The organism is Achromobacter semiaridum (assembly GCF_053543755.1).
In genome coordinates this window covers 1-15,703 of sequence record NZ_JBLVOL010000046.1, presented here as the reverse complement: position 1 = coordinate 15,703, position 15,703 = coordinate 1, and the positions used below count along the sequence as shown (strand labels likewise).

12 protein-coding genes and 1 tRNA gene are annotated in these 15,703 nt (G+C 64.5%); 4 read left to right on the top strand and 9 right to left on the bottom strand.

Annotated features, from left to right (window positions below; translation table 11 throughout):
- The first annotated feature begins 114 nt into the window (after positions 1-114).
- Entirely contained in the window at positions 115-1,080 is a 966-nt protein-coding gene (gene ispB, locus ACNPP0_RS13800) for an octaprenyl diphosphate synthase (protein WP_332609796.1), read from the top strand.
- 390 nt (positions 1,081-1,470) lie between these two features.
- Positions 1,471-1,547 (top strand) — tRNA-Pro (locus tag ACNPP0_RS13795).
- A gap of 215 nt (positions 1,548-1,762) precedes the next feature.
- Here ACNPP0_RS13795 and ACNPP0_RS13790 read toward each other — a convergent pair.
- Together ACNPP0_RS13790 and ACNPP0_RS13785 are read right to left on the bottom strand one after the other, a co-directional pair.
- On the bottom strand, positions 1,763-2,644 hold the full coding sequence (locus ACNPP0_RS13790; protein WP_332609798.1) for a PhzF family protein: 882 nt from the start codon (positions 2,642-2,644) through the stop codon (positions 1,763-1,765).
- Entirely contained in the window at positions 2,637-3,605 is a 969-nt protein-coding gene (locus ACNPP0_RS13785; RefSeq protein ID WP_332609799.1) for a Bug family tripartite tricarboxylate transporter substrate binding protein, read from the bottom strand. Before ACNPP0_RS13785 ends, ACNPP0_RS13790 begins: the two co-directional genes overlap by 8 nt.
- A 218-nt stretch (positions 3,606-3,823) precedes the next feature.
- Between ACNPP0_RS13785 and ACNPP0_RS13780 the strand changes: the two genes are divergently transcribed.
- Positions 3,824-4,591: an AraC family transcriptional regulator gene (locus ACNPP0_RS13780; protein ID WP_448706201.1), complete on the top strand. Its 768-nt coding sequence runs from the start codon at positions 3,824-3,826 to the stop codon at positions 4,589-4,591.
- On the opposite strand, the gene ACNPP0_RS13775 is transcribed toward ACNPP0_RS13780, so the two are convergent.
- The 5 genes from ACNPP0_RS13775 to ACNPP0_RS13755 form a co-directional block, all read right to left on the bottom strand.
- Positions 4,588-6,249 carry an ABC transporter ATP-binding protein gene (locus ACNPP0_RS13775; RefSeq protein ID WP_448706200.1) on the bottom strand — a complete coding sequence of 554 codons (1,662 nt, stop codon included), beginning with the start codon at positions 6,247-6,249 and terminating at the stop codon, positions 4,588-4,590. The genes ACNPP0_RS13780 and ACNPP0_RS13775 overlap by 4 nt on opposite strands.
- Before the next feature lie 4 nt (positions 6,250-6,253).
- Complete coding sequence (locus ACNPP0_RS13770) at positions 6,254-7,144, bottom strand: ABC transporter permease (RefSeq protein ID WP_332609802.1); 891 nt, start codon at positions 7,142-7,144, stop codon at positions 6,254-6,256.
- Positions 7,145-7,167: 23 nt separating this feature from the next.
- Complete coding sequence (locus ACNPP0_RS13765) at positions 7,168-8,109, bottom strand: ABC transporter permease (protein ID WP_448706199.1); 942 nt, start codon at positions 8,107-8,109, stop codon at positions 7,168-7,170.
- 6 nt (positions 8,110-8,115) lie between these two features.
- Positions 8,116-9,720: an ABC transporter substrate-binding protein gene (locus ACNPP0_RS13760; RefSeq protein WP_448706198.1), complete on the bottom strand. Its 1,605-nt coding sequence runs from the start codon at positions 9,718-9,720 to the stop codon at positions 8,116-8,118.
- A 68-nt stretch (positions 9,721-9,788) separates the two neighbouring features.
- The gene (locus ACNPP0_RS13755; RefSeq protein WP_448706197.1) at positions 9,789-11,234 is read right to left on the bottom strand and encodes an amidase; all 1,446 of its coding nucleotides are present in this window, start codon (positions 11,232-11,234) and stop codon (positions 9,789-9,791) included.
- A 440-nt stretch (positions 11,235-11,674) separates the two neighbouring features.
- Between ACNPP0_RS13755 and ACNPP0_RS13750 the strand changes: the two genes are divergently transcribed.
- Positions 11,675-12,016 (top strand): hypothetical protein, encoded by a 342-nt coding sequence (locus tag ACNPP0_RS13750; protein ID WP_448706196.1) that lies wholly within the window; start codon positions 11,675-11,677, stop codon positions 12,014-12,016.
- A gap of 14 nt (positions 12,017-12,030) precedes the next feature.
- Here the strand turns inward: ACNPP0_RS13750 and ACNPP0_RS13745 are convergent, their stop codons facing one another.
- Both ACNPP0_RS13745 and ACNPP0_RS13740 read right to left on the bottom strand, forming a co-directional pair.
- A complete protein-coding gene (locus ACNPP0_RS13745; protein ID WP_448706195.1) occupies positions 12,031-14,133 on the bottom strand; it encodes a PhoX family protein in 2,103 nt (700 codons plus the stop codon).
- Between the two features lie 165 nt (positions 14,134-14,298).
- The gene (locus ACNPP0_RS13740; RefSeq protein WP_332609811.1) at positions 14,299-15,522 is read right to left on the bottom strand and encodes an ABC transporter substrate-binding protein; all 1,224 of its coding nucleotides are present in this window, start codon (positions 15,520-15,522) and stop codon (positions 14,299-14,301) included.
- Between the last annotated feature and the right edge of the window lie 181 nt (positions 15,523-15,703).

Below are 15,703 nucleotides of genomic sequence, written 5' to 3'. Positions count from 1 at the left end.
GGGGCCCCCCCCGACGCCGTCACACCCCGTATAATCGCTGGTCGAATCCCCCGCCATTCCTGGCGGCCCAGCGGTAAGAGCCCCATGCGGCTCGTTTCACTTGTCGGATACGTCTTGAATCTCCCCGCGCTTATTGCCCCCATTGCTGACGATATGAAGGCTGTCGACGCGGTCATCCGCGAACGGCTGAATTCGGACGTAGTCCTGATCCGCACAATCGGCGACTACATCATTGGCGCGGGCGGCAAGCGCATGCGCCCGGCCATGGTGCTGATGGTGGCGCGCGCGCTGGGCTACGAAGGCACGCATCACCAACTGCTGGCCGCCGTCGTGGAATTCATCCACACCGCAACATTGCTGCATGACGACGTGGTCGACGAATCCGACCTGCGCCGTGGCCGCGAAACGGCCAACGCCGTGTTCGGCAACGCCGCCAGCGTGCTGGTGGGCGATTACCTGTATTCGCGTTCATTCGAGATGATGGTCGAAGCCGACTCGATGCGCATCATGAGCATCCTGTCCGAAGCCACCACGGTTATCGCCGAAGGCGAGGTCTTGCAGTTGCTGAACGTGCACGACCCCGACGTCTCGCAAGACCGCTACCTGCAAGTGGTGCGCTACAAGACCGCCAAGCTGTTCGAAGCTGCTGCCCAGGTGGGCGCGGTGCTGGCAGGCGCCACGCCCGAACAGGAAGCCGCTGCCGCCGCCTATGGCCGCCACGTCGGCACCGCGTTCCAGCTGGTTGACGACGTGCTGGACTACAGCGGCGACGCCGCCGCGCTGGGCAAGAACGTGGGCGACGACCTGCGCGAAGGCAAGCCCACGCTGCCGCTGATCCGCGTGATGGAAGTGGGCACGCCCGAACAACAACAACTGATCCGCGACGCCATCAAGACGGGCGACGCCGATTTCGCCGCCGTGGCCGCAGCCATCCAGGCCACCGACGCGCTGGAACACGCCCGCCTGGCCGCCGTGGCCGAAGCGGATCGGGCTCGCGAAGCGCTGTCGATCTACCCCGTTTCGCCTTTTCTAAATTCTCTGCTAGAATTCTGCGCTTTCGCGGTGAATAGAGATCGCTGAAGCCGATATCCACAGCGGCGCTGAAGTTGGGGCGTAGCAAGCTGGTTTGAAAGCGGGTGAATGGTTGAAGCTAAAAGCAGAAGCAGAAGCAAAAGCTAAACGCAGAAGCAAAAGCTAAACGCAGAAGCCAAAGCAAAACCTGATTTTCAAAAAAGCGGAATATAGGTTCTAATAGCGGTCGCTGTTGAAACGGCGGTGATGGAAAGCGAAGATGGAAAGCGAAGGTGGAAAGCGAAAGCAAAGTCACCAGAGCAAAGTCACCAGAACATAGCCGCCGGAGCAGTCGCGAGACATGCAGCGGAAAGAAAAAACTTGGTAGCACTGAGCGCCGCTAAGTTGGTAGTACGAGTTTGTCAGCGCGGTTTTTCAGCGTGGGCAAATTCACTGAATCGGGGCGTAGCTCAGCCTGGTAGAGTACTGCGTTCGGGACGCAGGAGTCGGAGGTTCGAATCCTCTCGCCCCGACCACTCATTTGTGGTCGAATTTTTGGTGGTGTTCTCGACACCAACAGCAGCAAAAGCCGGAATCGCGACAGCGACGCCGGCTTTTTTGCATCTTGCGGGTCGATGCCCCAACCGAAAGAGCGAACCGCCCGGTGTAACACCGGGTCGTCCAAGGTCAGGCCGTCCAAGGTCGGGCCGTTCAAGGTCAGGCCGTTCAAGGCCGGGTCGTCACCGCTCCTTCATGCCATCCATCGCGTATCGCCACTTAGCCAGCAGCCCGCGCCATCGTCCCGGGCACGCAGCTGGATAGCCGAGGGCGAACCCATGGCCACGCCTTGCCGCACCGTATACACCTGATCCGGCGGCACGCTGCCGGTTTCATTGAGATAACCCCACAAGGCTGCTGCCGCAATGCCCGTGGCGGCGTCCTCCGGGTAGCCCGACGCCTTGGGAAATTGCCGCGCGCTCGCGCCGTCGTCGGTCAGGGCATAGGGATACAGGCCCGTCGAACCAATGGCTTCGCACAGGTCCCGCATGGCGGCGAAGTCCGGCGACAGCGCGTTCAGCGCCGCCACGTCGGGCAGCCTGATAAGCGTCTTCACGCGGCTCGTGCTGGCGTTGATCACAGGCAGCCCGGCCAGGTCTGAATCAATCCGCAGCACCGATGCGATCGCGCGGCATTGTTCCTCAGGCAATACGGAGGTTTTCACGGCGGGTTGCGATATCCAGGCGCGGTTGCGGGTGGCGTCCCATTCGACATCCACGCTGCCGCTAAGAGTCTGCACTCGCGTACATGGCGTGGTCCACAACCCCCATTGCCGCAGCGCCCACAACGTACCGACCGTTGCATGGCCGCACATCTCCATTTCGTGGCCAGGCACGAAAAAGCGCAACCGGCACAGGTGATCCTCGCGGACGGTGGGCACCACAAAGGAAGACTCATGGCCGTGATGGGCCGCCAGCGCCTGCATATCGCTTGCCGCCATCTCTTGCGCGTCAAGTACCAGGGGCACGGGGTTGCCGCCTTCCAGTCCCTGTAAGGGATCAACGAATACACGCAGCAGGACTGCATCGCCGGCGGCTGGCGGCGCGGGTGCGCGGATGCAAAGGTGGTCAGTCAAACTGGACTCCGGTAGTGGTGATGAGCTTGCCCCAGAAGGCAAGGTCGTGAGAGACGGTCTGGGTCAACGCCTCGGCCGTGTCGGGGCGGACATCGACGCCTTTGGCCGCAAGGTCGGCCGCAATGGCCGGATCGCGCAGCACGGCGTTCAGGGCAACGTTCATCTTTTGCACGATTGCCGGGGGCGTTCCCTTTGGAAAAGCCAGCCCGTACCACAGCGATTGCGTATAGCCGGGCATGCCCTGGGCGGCAAAAGTGGGTACGGACGGCAGGATGGGGGTAGCGCGCGTCGTGGCCACGGCAATCAACTTGCCGCTTTGGACGAACGGCGCCAGCCCCACGGGGTTATCGAACATGATGTCGACCTGTCCGCCGATCAGGTCCGTATAGGCGGGCGCCGCGCCGCGATACGGTACGTGGGTCAGGTCCAGCTGCTTGTCTTTTTTGAACATCTCGCCCAGCAGGTGCGATACCGTGCCCGCGCCCACCGAGGCATACGTGCCGCTGCGTCGCGCTGTCAACGCGTCGACAAGCGTGGCGACGCTGCTTGCCTTCAAGGCAGGCTGCACGGCAAGCACATAGGGCGACGTGCCGATGAAGCCCACGTAGTCGAAGTCCTTCTGCGGCTTGTACGGCAGGTTCTTGTACAGGCTGGCGCTTAGCGCGGTGGTGCTGGTCGTTACCGCCAGGGCGGTATAGCCGTCGGGCTTGGCGCGGGCCGCCTGGCCCGAACCCACCGTGCCGCCCGCGCCGCCGGCGTTCTGAATGATGACGGACTGCTGCAATTGGCGCGTCAAGGCCGGTTGCAACGTGCGCACCACCAGATCGGTTCCGCCGCCGGCGGGAAAGGGCACGATCAGGGTGATGGGTTTGTCGGGCCACGTCGAGTCGGCCCACGCGCCAGCAGGCGACAAGGCCAGCAGCGCGCTGGCCAGCAGTGCGGATGTGATGACGCGATTCATGAAGTTCCCCTTGTAATGTTTGAATGACCAGATCGTAGAAAGGCGCCGGGCCACCGGCGAACCACGGTGCGACATCGGCTGATCCCGCATGCGACAGCCAGAACACCCCGCCGGCGTCGGGCTTGCGCCAAAGCGGTCGCGCGCGGATACTGGCCCAACGCCCATTCTTGCCGCTGCCGGGAATCCCCCCGGCGCACATTACGTCCCGCTCGCCCTTCATGAAGCGTTCCGTCCCACTTTCGTCCAAACAGGATTTGATCGCGCAGACCGGCTTCGCCCTGGCGGCCAGTCGCCAGCCGCGCTACGCCTTTCATTGGCACGAGCACGATTGCGCCATGTTGCTGTGGCCGCGCGCAGGGGCGCTCGATAGTGCCTGGCAGGACGAAGAAGGGGCGCGTCGGCGGTGCCGTCTTGTTCGCGGGCAAGCCTTGTTGCTACCGTCTCACGTCGAACACAGCACGCGCGCCGAGAGCGTCGCGCAGCAACACGGAGAGCTTTACCTGGCCCCCGAATTGTTGCGCGCCTGCCAGGCAGGCGGCGTGTTGCAGCTGGATGGCGCGGCGCAGGCCATGCTGGATGCGCTGTGGAAACCCGCGTTGTCGGCATCGGCGTTGCCCATGTTGATCCAGGCGTTGATCGCCCAGCTTGACGCCAATCATCGGCAGCAGGCTCAGGCTAGCGTGTCGACGGCGCCGCTGCCCTTGGCTCGCCAATGGATGGAACTGTTGCGCACCCGCCTGGAAGAAGGACAGCCGCTGCCGGCCATTTCGGAGTCCGCCAGCGTGCTGGGCGCCACCACCCGCACCCTGCAGCGGGCTTGCCTGGACGCTTATGGCCAGTCGCCTATAGCCCTGAGACGCAGGGTGCTGGCCCAGGCGGCACGGCAACGGATCGCGATGGGCGAACCGGTGGCAAGAGTCAGCGCCGAACTGGGGTTTTCCAGTAGCGGACACCTGGGCCGCCTGCTGCGCGCGGTGGAACCCTAGGCGGACGCCGCGGGCGCATAGCCGGGAATGGACGCCAGCAGCTCGCGCGTGTAGTCGCTGGACGGGCGCAGGAACACGTCGCGCGCCGTGCCGATCTCAACCACCTTGCCCCGCTGCATCACGGCGATGCGATGGCAAAGCCGCGCCGCAACGCGCAGATCGTGCGTAATGAACAGGATGCTTACGCCCAGCCGATCCCGTATCGATTCCAGCAAATCCAGTATCTGCGCCTGCACCGACACATCCAGCGCAGAGACCGCTTCGTCCGCGATCAGGATTTCCGGTTCCATCATCAACGCGCGCGCAATCGACAGTCGCTGCCGCTGGCCTCCCGAAAATTCGTGCGGAAACCGCTCCAGCGCGCCGGAGTCCATGCTGACAAGCTCAAGCATTTCAAGCATCCGCGCGTGGACGTCCCCGGCATCCGCGCCAAAGTTAAGCGGGCCTTCCGCCAGCGTGCGGCCGACCTTGCGACGTGGATTGAATGAACGGAACGGGTCCTGGAACACCATTTGTACGCGCTTGCAATAGCCGCGCGCATCGCGACCGGTAAGTTTGCCCACCGCATTGCCGTCGATCAGAATCTCGCCCGACGTGGGCTTGGCGAAGCGTGCCAGGCAGCGGCCCAGCGTGGTCTTGCCCGACCCGGATTCGCCAACAATGCCCAACGTTTCGCCGCGTTCCAATTGCAGCGATACACCGCCCAGCGCGTCGACGCGGCGGCGCTTGGACTTGAACAGCGATTTGGTTTCGAAGCGCAGGGCCAGGTCGCGCACTTCCAGCACAGGCGGCTGCGACGGCGTCAACGCCTTGGCGCGGAAATCGCCGCGCGGACGGGCCGCCAGCAGCCGTTGCGTATACGGGTGCCGGGGGCGTTCCAGCACATCGGCGGCGGTGCCTTGTTCGACAATATGGCCGGCTTGCATCACCAGCACACGATCCGCAATCTCCGCGACCACGTCAAAATCGTGCGTAATGAACAGCACGCCGTTGTCGTGGCGACCGCGCAAGTCGTTAAGCAGGCGCAGCACCTGCGCTTGGGAGGTCACGTCAAGCGCCGTGGTCGGTTCATCGGCGATGATCAGGCCAGGCTCCATCACCAAGGCCATGGCAATCATCACGCGTTGGCGCTGACCGCCCGACAACTGATGGGGATAGGCATGCCGCAGCGTCTCGGGATGCGGCAGCCGTACGTCGGACAGCAGCGCCAGCACACGGCTGTCGACGGTCTCGCGGGCGAGTTCCTTGGCATGGAACTCGAACACTTCCGCGATCTGGTCGCCGACACGCATGAGCGGGTTGAGCGCCGTCATGGGTTCCTGGAAGATCATGGCCATGCGGTTGCCGCGCAGCTTTTGCAGTTCGTCCCGCCCGGCATGTGTGATGTTGCGACCCGCCAGCAGGATCTGGCCGCTCTCCAGGGCCAGCACCCCCTTGGGCAACAGGCCCATGACGGCGCTGGACGTCACGGATTTGCCCGAGCCGGATTCGCCTACGATGCACACGATTTCGCGGGCATGGACGGTGAACGACACGTCGTCCACCGCATAGCGGCGATCTCCCCCGCCGGGTAGCCGCACCTTCAGGTTGCGAATGTCCAGGATGGGGGCGGCGGCGCTGCCGTCGGGCATGGCTTGCGTCCGGGATACTGGGTTCATGGCGTCAGCCCTTGGTTTTACGTGATAGACGGGGATCAAGCCGGTCGCGCAGTGCGTCGCCGAACATGTTGACGGCCAGGATCAGCAGCGCAAGAAACACGCCGGGCACCAGCACGATCCACGGTGCGCGCTGGAAGAACGGGCGCCCTTCCGCGATGATGCTGCCCAAGCTGGGGATTTCCGGGGGAAAGCCCAGCCCAAGAAACCCCAGCACGGCTTCGGTCAGGATGGCAGCGGCGCAGACGAAGGTGGCTTGCACCACCAGCGGGTTGATGGTGCTGGGCAGGATGTGCCGCCACAACACCTTCAGCGCCGGCGTGCCCGAACCCACCGAGGCTTCAACGTAGGGTTCTTCGCGCACGGACAGCACCACGCCACGCACCAGCCGCGCCACGCGCGGTATCTCGGGGATCGAGATAGCGATGACCATGGTCAGGATGTTGGCGCCGCCCAGCGCGACCATGGCCACGGCCAGCAGCAGGCCGGGGATGGCCATGATGCCGTCCATCAACCGCATCACCGGCGCATCCAGTCGCCGGACATAGCCGGCCGCCAGACCGATGGCGAGGCCGGCCACGACCGAGATGGCGCTGACCAGCGCGGCCAGCGTGATCGACAAGCGTCCGCCGTACAGCACGCGCGACAGCAGGTCGCGACCCAGCGAGTCCGTGCCCAGCCAATACAGGTCGGACGGACCTTGCAGACGTGCTCGGGGTGTCAGCGCGCCGGGGTCGTGCGATGCCAGGAGCGGGGCGCCGATGGTCAGCGCCACCAGCAGCAAAAGCAGCAGCAGCGATCCCAGCATGACGGGGTCATGCAGGACGGCGCGGGCGGCCTGGCGCCAGCGGGGGGGCGGCGGCGCGGCCGGCAGGATAGAGACAGGTGAGGTGGACATCGGGTAGCTCCGGGTCGTCCGCGTCAGTAGCGGATGCGGGGATCGAGGAGGACGTAAGCCATGTCGATCAGCAGATTTACGAACACGTAGATGAACGAGAAGAACAGAATGGTCCCTTGCACCACGGGATAGTCGCGCGCCAGCACCGAGTCCACGATCAAGCGACCGACGCCTGCGATGTTGAAGATCGTCTCGGTCACGACTACGCCGCTGATCAGCGTGGTCAGGGCCACGCCGACGATGGTGACGATCGGAATGGCCGCATTGCGCAGCGCATGGCGAAACAGCACGACGCGTTCGGTGACGCCCTTGGCGCGAGCGGTGCGCACGAAGTCCTCACCCAGCACGTCCAGCAAGCTGGCCCGCGTAATGCGCGTGATCAACGCCACAAACACCATCGCCAGCGTCACCGTGGGCAGCAACAGGTGCTGCGCGTACTGGCCCACCCCGGCTTCAAGCGGTGAATATCCCTGCACCGGCAGCCAGTTCAGCGTGACCGAAAACAGCAATATCAGCAGATACGCCACGACAAAGGCGGGCACCGAGAATGCCAATACCGCCGCGGCCATGATGCCGCGATCCGCCAGGCCCCGATGCCGCCATGCGGCAAGCACGCCAAGCGGTATGGCCGTGGCTATCGTGAGCAGGATGGCCCATGCCGCCAAGGAAAACGTGGGGCCGAGCCGCGCCTTGATGAGGGTGGTGACGGGCTGCTTGGATTGGATGGAGTGGCCCAGGTCGCCCTGGACCAGCGCCGCCATCCAGCGCAGGTACTGCGTGCCCAAGGATTGGTCCAGGCCCATTTCGGTGCGGATCTGCGCGATGGACGCTTCGCTTGCCATGTCGCCCGCGATGACGCGGGCGGGATCGCCCGGCGCCATTCTCAGCAAAAGAAACACGACCGTGGCGACGATAAGCATCACCGGGATTGCCGCCAACAGCCGCTTCAAGATCAGTTCAATCATGGCGCGCTACCAGAACAGCGGAATCTGCGCGTCCGTCATGCGTCCCAGCTTGGCGGCGTTGTAGCCCTTCATCTTGGAATACGTGCCCAGCGGGATGAAGAACACCTGCTCGTAATTGAGCTTCTGGATCGCCAGGGCGATTTCCTTCCTGCGGGCCGCATCGTCGGTCTCGGCGAACTGATCGCGCAGCGTTTCCATCTGCTCGCTTTTCGACCAGCCGACGTAGCCCGCCGTGCCCCGTCCGTCCAGATTCGGATTGGTCAGCGGGTTCATCAGGTCCAGGCTGGTAAAGCCGGTCTGGAAAATGCTCCAGCCGCCTTGGGCCACGGGATCTTTCTTGGAATAGCGGGACAGCAACGTCGCCCAGTCCATCGACTGGATCTCGACATTCATCCCGATGGTCTTGAGCGCTTGCGCCGTCACGGACGCCAGGCTGGCAAGAACGGGCAGGTCGGTTGGGTGCAGAATCACAACTTTGCTCCCGTCGTAGCCGCTTTCCTTCAGCAGCGCCTTGGCATGCGCCAGGTCCGGCTGCTTCGTTTGCGTGGCGCCGTCTTCGGACGCGTACGGCGAGTTGCAGCTCAGAACGGCGCCGCACAACTTGATCATCTTCGGGTCGCCGATTTGCGCATCGAGATAATCGGCCTGGTACACGGCCGCCAGCACAGCGCGGCGTACCTTGACGTTGTTGAACGGCGGTTGCAGCCAATTCATCCGCATCGTGAAAATGTTGGTGCTGTCGCCGTAGGATTTCAGCGCCACGCCCTTGACGCCTTCCAACTGCGGCATCAGGTCGGGCGGCACGTCTTCCACAAAATCGATCTCGCCACGGCGCAGTGCATTCACGGCGGTTTGGGCGTCCGAGATGTTGACCAGTTCCAACCGGTCCACGATGGCGACCTTGGCGCCGGCAAAGCCGCTGGACGGCTCCTTGCGCGGTACGTAGTCCGTGAACTTGACGTAGGTGGCCTTGACGCCCGGCTGGAAGTCCGCCGCGACGAATTTGTACGGACCTGAGCCGATAACCTCTGTGATCGCCTGCGAGACGGGCACCGAAGCGATGCGCCTGGGCATGATGAAGGGTACGGGCGAGGCAGGTTTGGCCAGCGCCTCGATCAGCATGCCGAACGGCTGCTTCAGTTGGAACACCACCGTGCCGGCATCGGGGCTTTCCAGGCTGCGGGTCACGGCCATCAAGCGCAGGCCCAGCACGTCGCGCTCGGCCCAGCGCTTGATCGAAGCGACGACGTCTTCGCCCGTGACAGGCGACCCATCATGGAACTTCAGGTTCGGGCGCAACGTCAGCGTAACCGTCAGGCGGTCGGGGCTTTCCTGCCAGCTTTCCACCATTTCCGGCTGCGGCTTGCCGGTGGCGTCCAAGGCGAACAAGGTGTCGAAAACCATGTAGCCGTGGTTGCGGGTGATGTAGGCGTTCGTCAAGATCGGGTCGATCACGCGCAGCGGCGCCTGCATGACGATCTTGGCAGTCGTTTCGGCCTGCAACGGACTGACAGGCGCCAGCGTTGCCATCAGCGCGGCGGAACAAAGCAGGGCGGGGGCAAAAGCAGCGGGCGCGCGAACGCGGCCCATGCCAGGGATCATTTTTTTCATACCGATACCTTCAAAGGTGAGGGTGACTCAGGCGAAACGGGGCGAGGCTGGTCGACAAGCCCCGCCGATCAGCCGAACCGCGGTCTGCGCGCGGCCCACGGGGCCAGGCGCTCCAGCTGCGCCGAGAGTTCAAGCAAGACGTCTTCGCGTCCGAAGTGGCCGATCAATTGCGTGGCCACGGGCAGGCCTTCGTCCGTCCATGACAGCGGCAGGCTGGCGGCGGGCAAGCCCGCGCCGTTGATGACGGGGAGAAAAGTGGAATACGTCGAGGCGCGAGTTCGGTAGTCGCGAAAGCCCAGCCCGTCCGAGGAATTCAATGCCAGGTAATCAAGCTTGCAGGGAAGCTGCGCCAGCGTGGGCGTCAGCAATACATCCACGTCGGTCATGGCGGCGGCGAAAGCCCGCCCCACCGCATGCAGGCGCGAGACGGCATCGATGTACGCCACGGCGTCCAGCGTCTTGCCGACGTGATAACCGTCAAGAATGACGGACTCAAGATCGCCGTCGCGCAAGGCGCGATCCAGCACACGAAGGCGCGCATCCACCGCCACCACGATGTTGCTGGCCAGGATGCTGCCGTGGGCATGGACGAAGCCGTCGTAATCGATCTCCGGCAAGCGGGCCTCGAAGACGTGGTGGCCCAGGCTTTCCAGCAGCGAGGCCGAACGCGTGACGGCGGCGTCGCATTCGGGGGCGATAGGGATGCCATTCCAGGCGGTGCGCAAAATGCCCACGCGCAGCGGGCGGACTTCTTGCTCGCGAACGGCGTCCAGGAAGGACCGCGGCTTGGGCGGCGAGGCGTACGGCGCGCCCGGCTCATAGGCATCGATCATGTCCAGCGACGCTGCCGTGTCGCGCACGGACAGGCTCAACACGCCGTCCGTCGACATGCCGGCCCAGCCTTCGCCTCGCATCGGGCCCATCGGGACGCGGCCCCTGGATGCTTTCAGTCCAAACACGCCGCAGCAGGCCGCCGGGATTCGGATCGAGCCGCCGCCGTCGCTACCATGCGCCACGGGCACGATGCGCGCGGCGACGGCGGACGCCGCCCCGCCGCTGGAGCCGCCGGCGGAACGGCTGCGATCCCATGGGTTGCGCGTGGCCGCGCCGTTGCGCAGGGCCTCGGTGGTGCCGGCCATGCACAATTCCGGCACCGTGGTGCGCGCGAAGGGGATAAAGCCCGCTGCCTCGAAGCGGTCAGCCACCGTGGCCGAGTATGCGTAGGTGGCGTCGTTGAACAGCGCCGACCCCAGGCTGGAAGGGAATCGCGGATGGGCGAACCCGGAGTCCTTCAGCAGAAATGGAATCCCGCGAAAGGGGCCGCGGTGCGTCCATTCGGCCGCGATGCGCCGCGACTCGTCAAAGCGTGGGTAGGTGATGGCGTTAAGCGCGGGATTGCGTTGCGTGGCCAGTTCAATGGCGCAATCCATGAGCTGGGCGGAGGTGACCTCGCCCCGCTCAAGTAATGCGGCCAGCCCAAGGCCGTCCAGGCGCTCGTACTCGGTGGTCTGCATGTTTCCCCTTTTTTTTGCTGCCTGTGTGGTTCACGGCAGAGGCAAAGTCTAGGGATCACAGACGTGAGGGCCAAACCGGGAAGCGACAGCGCGCCCATCCCAAATGCGACAGGCGCGGGCAAGCGGGGGAAAACTACGTCATTCGCGTCCTCGCCGGTAGTCTTCGGCACGGGCCAGCGTCCGGTAAAAGTCCGCGCCCAAATCGATCAGGTCTTCCAGCTCCTGCACGCTGAGCTTATGTTGAATCGACTCAATGCAGGCGGCGTACGCGGCCAGGACTTCCGCCAGTCCTCGAAGCGTCGCGCGGGAGATGTTCTGACAATCATCTGCGCGACCAATTCTTGCGTGTCCATAAGCACCTCTTTCTGCTTCACTGCTTCTTATCGCCAGGGGCACCATAGAAAATTGACGGGCTTGTCCGGAAGGCACAAAGCCGCCAGATGGCGGTCCTGTACCGTTTCCGATGCGACGTTCACGTGGGCGGCGGCTGCGCGCGCGTGGACGACGCGGGGTCTCTGCCGCGCCATGCCGACGTGCTGATTGTTGAGATTTCCGAGCTGGACGCGGATGCGCTTGCGCCTATCCAGCGCGCGCGCGACGCCACCGAGACGAGCGCCGTGGTGGTGCTCTACCGGTTCTGTGCCAGCACCACGATTCGCACCGAAGCCGACGCGCAATTGCACCTGGCGTTGCAGCAGGCCGCGGGCCAGGCCCGCGGCATCCTGGAAAACGCCATGGCACGCCTGCTGCACACCGAAGGCGTGTGGCCGCTGGCCGGCTAGCGCCGGCCCGCTCATCACACCCCGATCGGGCCGCCGTCGGCGCGTTGGATCACCACCGTCGATGAGCGCGGGCGCACCGTACCCGTGGTCGCCACCGTTGCATCATCCGTCCCATACGCCGGCCAGTTGGCCGGGTGCTGGATGTTCAGGAAGATGCTGGTGTAGTCCGGCGTGAACGCAAAGCCGGTCACTTCCGCTTCGTTCGGCCCAACGAAGAAGCGGCGCAGGTCAGCCTGGTTGGACGGGTTGATGGCGGGACCCGTGCCGGTGCTGTCGGCCAGCGCGCCCGGGATCACGGCCAGCATCTGGTCGTTGGTGGCGCGGGCCACGTTGTTGTTGCGGCCACCGTCGATGCCGTTGTCCGTTTGAATCCACAGGATGCCGCGCGTGTCGAAGCCGATGCCGTCGGGGCTGGCCAGCTGGTTCAGCGCGGTCAGGCCCGAACGGTTGGTGTCGGCGTTGGCGCCTGCGTCGGAACCGAACACGAAGATATCCCACTCGAACTTGGTTGAACCCGCTTCGTCGTGCCAGCGGATGATGTGGCCGTTGACGTTGTTCAGGCGCGGGTTGGGCGGGTTGGTGCCGGTGCCGGCATTGCGGCTGCTGTTATTGGTCAGCGTCAGGTAGATGTCGCCGTTGGTCGGGTGGGTGGCGGTCCACTCGGGGCGGTCCATCGGGGTGGCGCCCACGAAGTCGGCCGCGCCGCGTGTGTTGATGAGGATGGCGTCCAGGCTGCCGAACTCGTCGGCCAGCGTGCGGCCGCCCACGCCGGGCGTGGTGCCGATCAGGGGCAGCCATTCGCCGGTGCCGTCGGCGTTGAAGCGCGCCACGTACAGCGTGCCCTTGTCCAGGTATTTGGCGCCGACGGCCAGGCGGTCGGTGCGCTCGGCATCCTTCGGGTCCCACACCGCCTCGGACACGAAGCGGTAGATGTATTCAAAGCGCGAATCGTCACCGCTGTAGAACGCCAGCGGCTTGCCGGCTTCGGGCTTGCTGTACGCGCAGCCTTCGTGCGCGAAGCGGCCCAGCGCGGTGCGCTTGGTGGCGATGCTGGACGGGTCATAGGGGTCGATCTCGACCAGATAGCCGAAGCCGTTCACTTCGTTGCGCCAGTCTTGCGTGGCGCTGAGGGCGGTTTCCGTGATGTTGAAGCGCGCGAATTCGCCCAGCACTTCCGACGCGTCGCCCGCGGCGGTTTCCCATTGGTAGCGGCCGGCGGGGCCGCCCGACACGCCAACCCGCAGTTGATGCGCGGGGCGCGTGCCCGTGTTGACGAAGCAGGCCGCCCAGTTTTCTTCGGCGGTAATGTACGTGCCCCACGGCGTGTAGCCGTTGCCGCAGTTGTTGTTGGTGCCGCGCACTTGCGTGCCGTTGGGGGAAAAGGGCGTCTTGACCCAGTCCGTGCCGCCCACCGGGCCGGCCAGCTTCATGGCGGTGGCCGACGTAAAGCGGCGGTTGTAGCGCGAGTTGTTGACGATGTTCCAGCGGCCGTTTTCGCGGCGCACATGCAGGATCGCCACGCCATGCGCGTTGATTTCCTTGCGCACTTCCTCGGCCGGGCGCTTGCCCGCCACCAGCGTCGGGCCGTTCGGATGCAGCGCGGCCTGATCGATGTATTCGTGGTTGACGGCCAGCAGCCCTTCCGTGGAGCTGCCTTCGATGGGGAAGAAGTGCATGCCGTCGTGATGCATGCCGGTGGAGTTCAGCAGGTCGTTCGACGTGTTGTTGCCGTTCTGATCCCAGGGCTGCGCGTTGTCGTTCAACGGCGTGCCCCACGGCGCAAACACGTGGGCCACATAGCCCTGCGGCACGACGCAAGCGTCCGTCATCGACGTGGGCAGCGAATCAAAGCCCAGTTTCAGCGGGGTCGGGGCCGGGGTGTCGGTGCCGCCGCCGGGCACCTCGGGCGTGGGGTTGGATTCACCGCCGCCGACGGGTTCGTCATCGTCATCGCTGCTGTTACAGCCGGCCAGGCCAAGGCTGGTCATCGTGGCGAAGGCAGCGGCCAGACCGCCGCGCATCACCATGCGGCGCGACAGGTTCTTTTCCAGAATTTCGCTGAAAGGGCTGCTCTGGCTGGGGTTGCGGACGATTTTGTCGGAGATGGATTTGCTCATGTGGATTCCTGGCTTGGGGGGCTGTGCCTGAATGGGACGAGCAATACTAGAAGTCGCAAATGAAAGGTTAATGACAGATGGCTGAATGCGATATCGGGCATACGGCGCGCAAACAAAAAGGCCGGCGCCGTTTGCACGGGGCCGGCCGGGCGCATGCCGACGCGCTTATTTGGTGGCGACCGCCTTGGACTTGACCAGCGGGCAGCCGCCCTGGTCCAGCGGGCGGAACGCGTTGTCGCCGGGAATCGTGCGCAGGATCTTGAAGTAGTCCCAACGCGCCTTGGATTCCGACGGCTTTTTCACTTCGACCAGGTACATGTCGTGCACCAGCCGGCCGTCTTCACGCAAATAGGCATTGCGCGCGAACATGTCGTCGATCTTCATGCCGCGAATCTGCGTCATCACCGCATCGCCTTCGAGCTTGCCGCTTTCCTTCACGCCTTTCAGGAACGTCAGCACGGCGGAATAGACGCCGGCTTGCGCCATGGTCGGGACGCGGCCTTTCGTGCGCTCGGCGTAGCGCTTGGACCAGGCGCGCGTCCGCTCGTCCATGTCCCAGTAGAAGCCGCTGGTCAGCACCAGCCCTTGCGCCTGTTCCAGTCCCACGCCGTCCACATCGGTAATGAACATCAACAAGCCGGCCAGCTTCTGGCCGCCCTTGATCAGGCCGAATTCGTTGGCCTGCTTGATCGCCATGGTGGTGTCGCCGGATGAATTCGCCAACGCCACGATCTCGGCTTTCGATGCCTGCGCTTGCAACAGGAATGAAGAAAAGTCGTTGGAGGCGCGCGGGTGCTTGACCGAGCCCAGCGTCTGGCCGCCAGCCTGTTTGACCGCGTTTTCGGTATCGGCCTGCAAGGCATGGCCGAACGCGTAGTCCGCCGTCAGGAAATACCATTTTTTGATGCCGGATTCGGTCAGCGCGCGGCCGGTGCCGTTGGCCAGCGCGTAGGTGTCGTAGGTCCATTGCGCGGTGGACGCCGAGCATGCCTTGCCGGTCAGGTCCGACGTGCCGGCGGTGGATGCCAGGAACGCAATGTTGGCGGTGCGCGTGATCTCTTGCACAGCCAGCGCCACGGACGAGGTGGGCACGTCAACGATGGCCTTCACGTTCTCCTGGTCGATCCAGCGGCGCGCCGTGGCGGAGCCGACGTCCGCCTTGTTCTGATGGTCTGCGGCAATGACTTCAATCTTGCGGCCCAGCACGGTCGGGCCAAAGTCCTCCACCGCCATGCGCGCCGCCTCGACGGAGCCTTGTCCGGACAGGTCGGCGTTCATGCCGGATAGGTCGGTCAGGACGCCGATGCGGATGGGCTTGTCGGACTGCGCGTGCGCGCTGGGCAAGGCGAATGCGCCGGCAACAAGCAAGGCGCCAAGTAGTTGGTTCATGTCTTTCCTCCAGGTGGGCGTCCGCTCTTTCAGGCGGATCTTTGCGGCGGGGTCGATACGGCGGTGGCGGGGGACAGCAGGTGGCACAACAGGAATTGATCGGTTTGCGCGTGCGCCAGGTGGCTGGTGTCGAACTGTGCATCGATGGCGCGCTTGGTCAGGCGCAGCGCCCAGGGCGGGC

Excerpts from the sequence above, each read along its gene's own strand:
- ACNPP0_RS13755 (WP_448706197.1), bottom strand. The coding sequence starts at position 11,234 with ATGCAGACCACCGAGTACGAGCGCCTGGACGGCCTTGGGCTGGCCGCA.
- ACNPP0_RS13740 (WP_332609811.1), bottom strand. The coding sequence starts at position 15,522 with ATGAACCAACTACTTGGCGCCTTGCTTGTTGCCGGCGCATTCGCCTTG.
- ACNPP0_RS13785 (WP_332609799.1), bottom strand. The coding sequence starts at position 3,605 with ATGAATCGCGTCATCACATCCGCACTGCTGGCCAGCGCGCTGCTGGCC.
- ACNPP0_RS13780 (WP_448706201.1), top strand. The coding sequence starts at position 3,824 with ATGAAGCGTTCCGTCCCACTTTCGTCCAAACAGGATTTGATCGCGCAG.
- ACNPP0_RS13770 (WP_332609802.1), bottom strand. The coding sequence starts at position 7,144 with ATGTCCACCTCACCTGTCTCTATCCTGCCGGCCGCGCCGCCGCCCCCC.
- ACNPP0_RS13760 (WP_448706198.1), bottom strand. The coding sequence starts at position 9,720 with ATGAAAAAAATGATCCCTGGCATGGGCCGCGTTCGCGCGCCCGCTGCT.
- ACNPP0_RS13765 (WP_448706199.1), bottom strand. The coding sequence starts at position 8,109 with ATGATTGAACTGATCTTGAAGCGGCTGTTGGCGGCAATCCCGGTGATG.
- ACNPP0_RS13745 (WP_448706195.1), bottom strand. The coding sequence starts at position 14,133 with ATGAGCAAATCCATCTCCGACAAAATCGTCCGCAACCCCAGCCAGAGC.
- ACNPP0_RS13775 (WP_448706200.1), bottom strand. The coding sequence starts at position 6,249 with ATGAACCCAGTATCCCGGACGCAAGCCATGCCCGACGGCAGCGCCGCC.
- ACNPP0_RS13750 (WP_448706196.1), top strand. The coding sequence starts at position 11,675 with ATGGCGGTCCTGTACCGTTTCCGATGCGACGTTCACGTGGGCGGCGGC.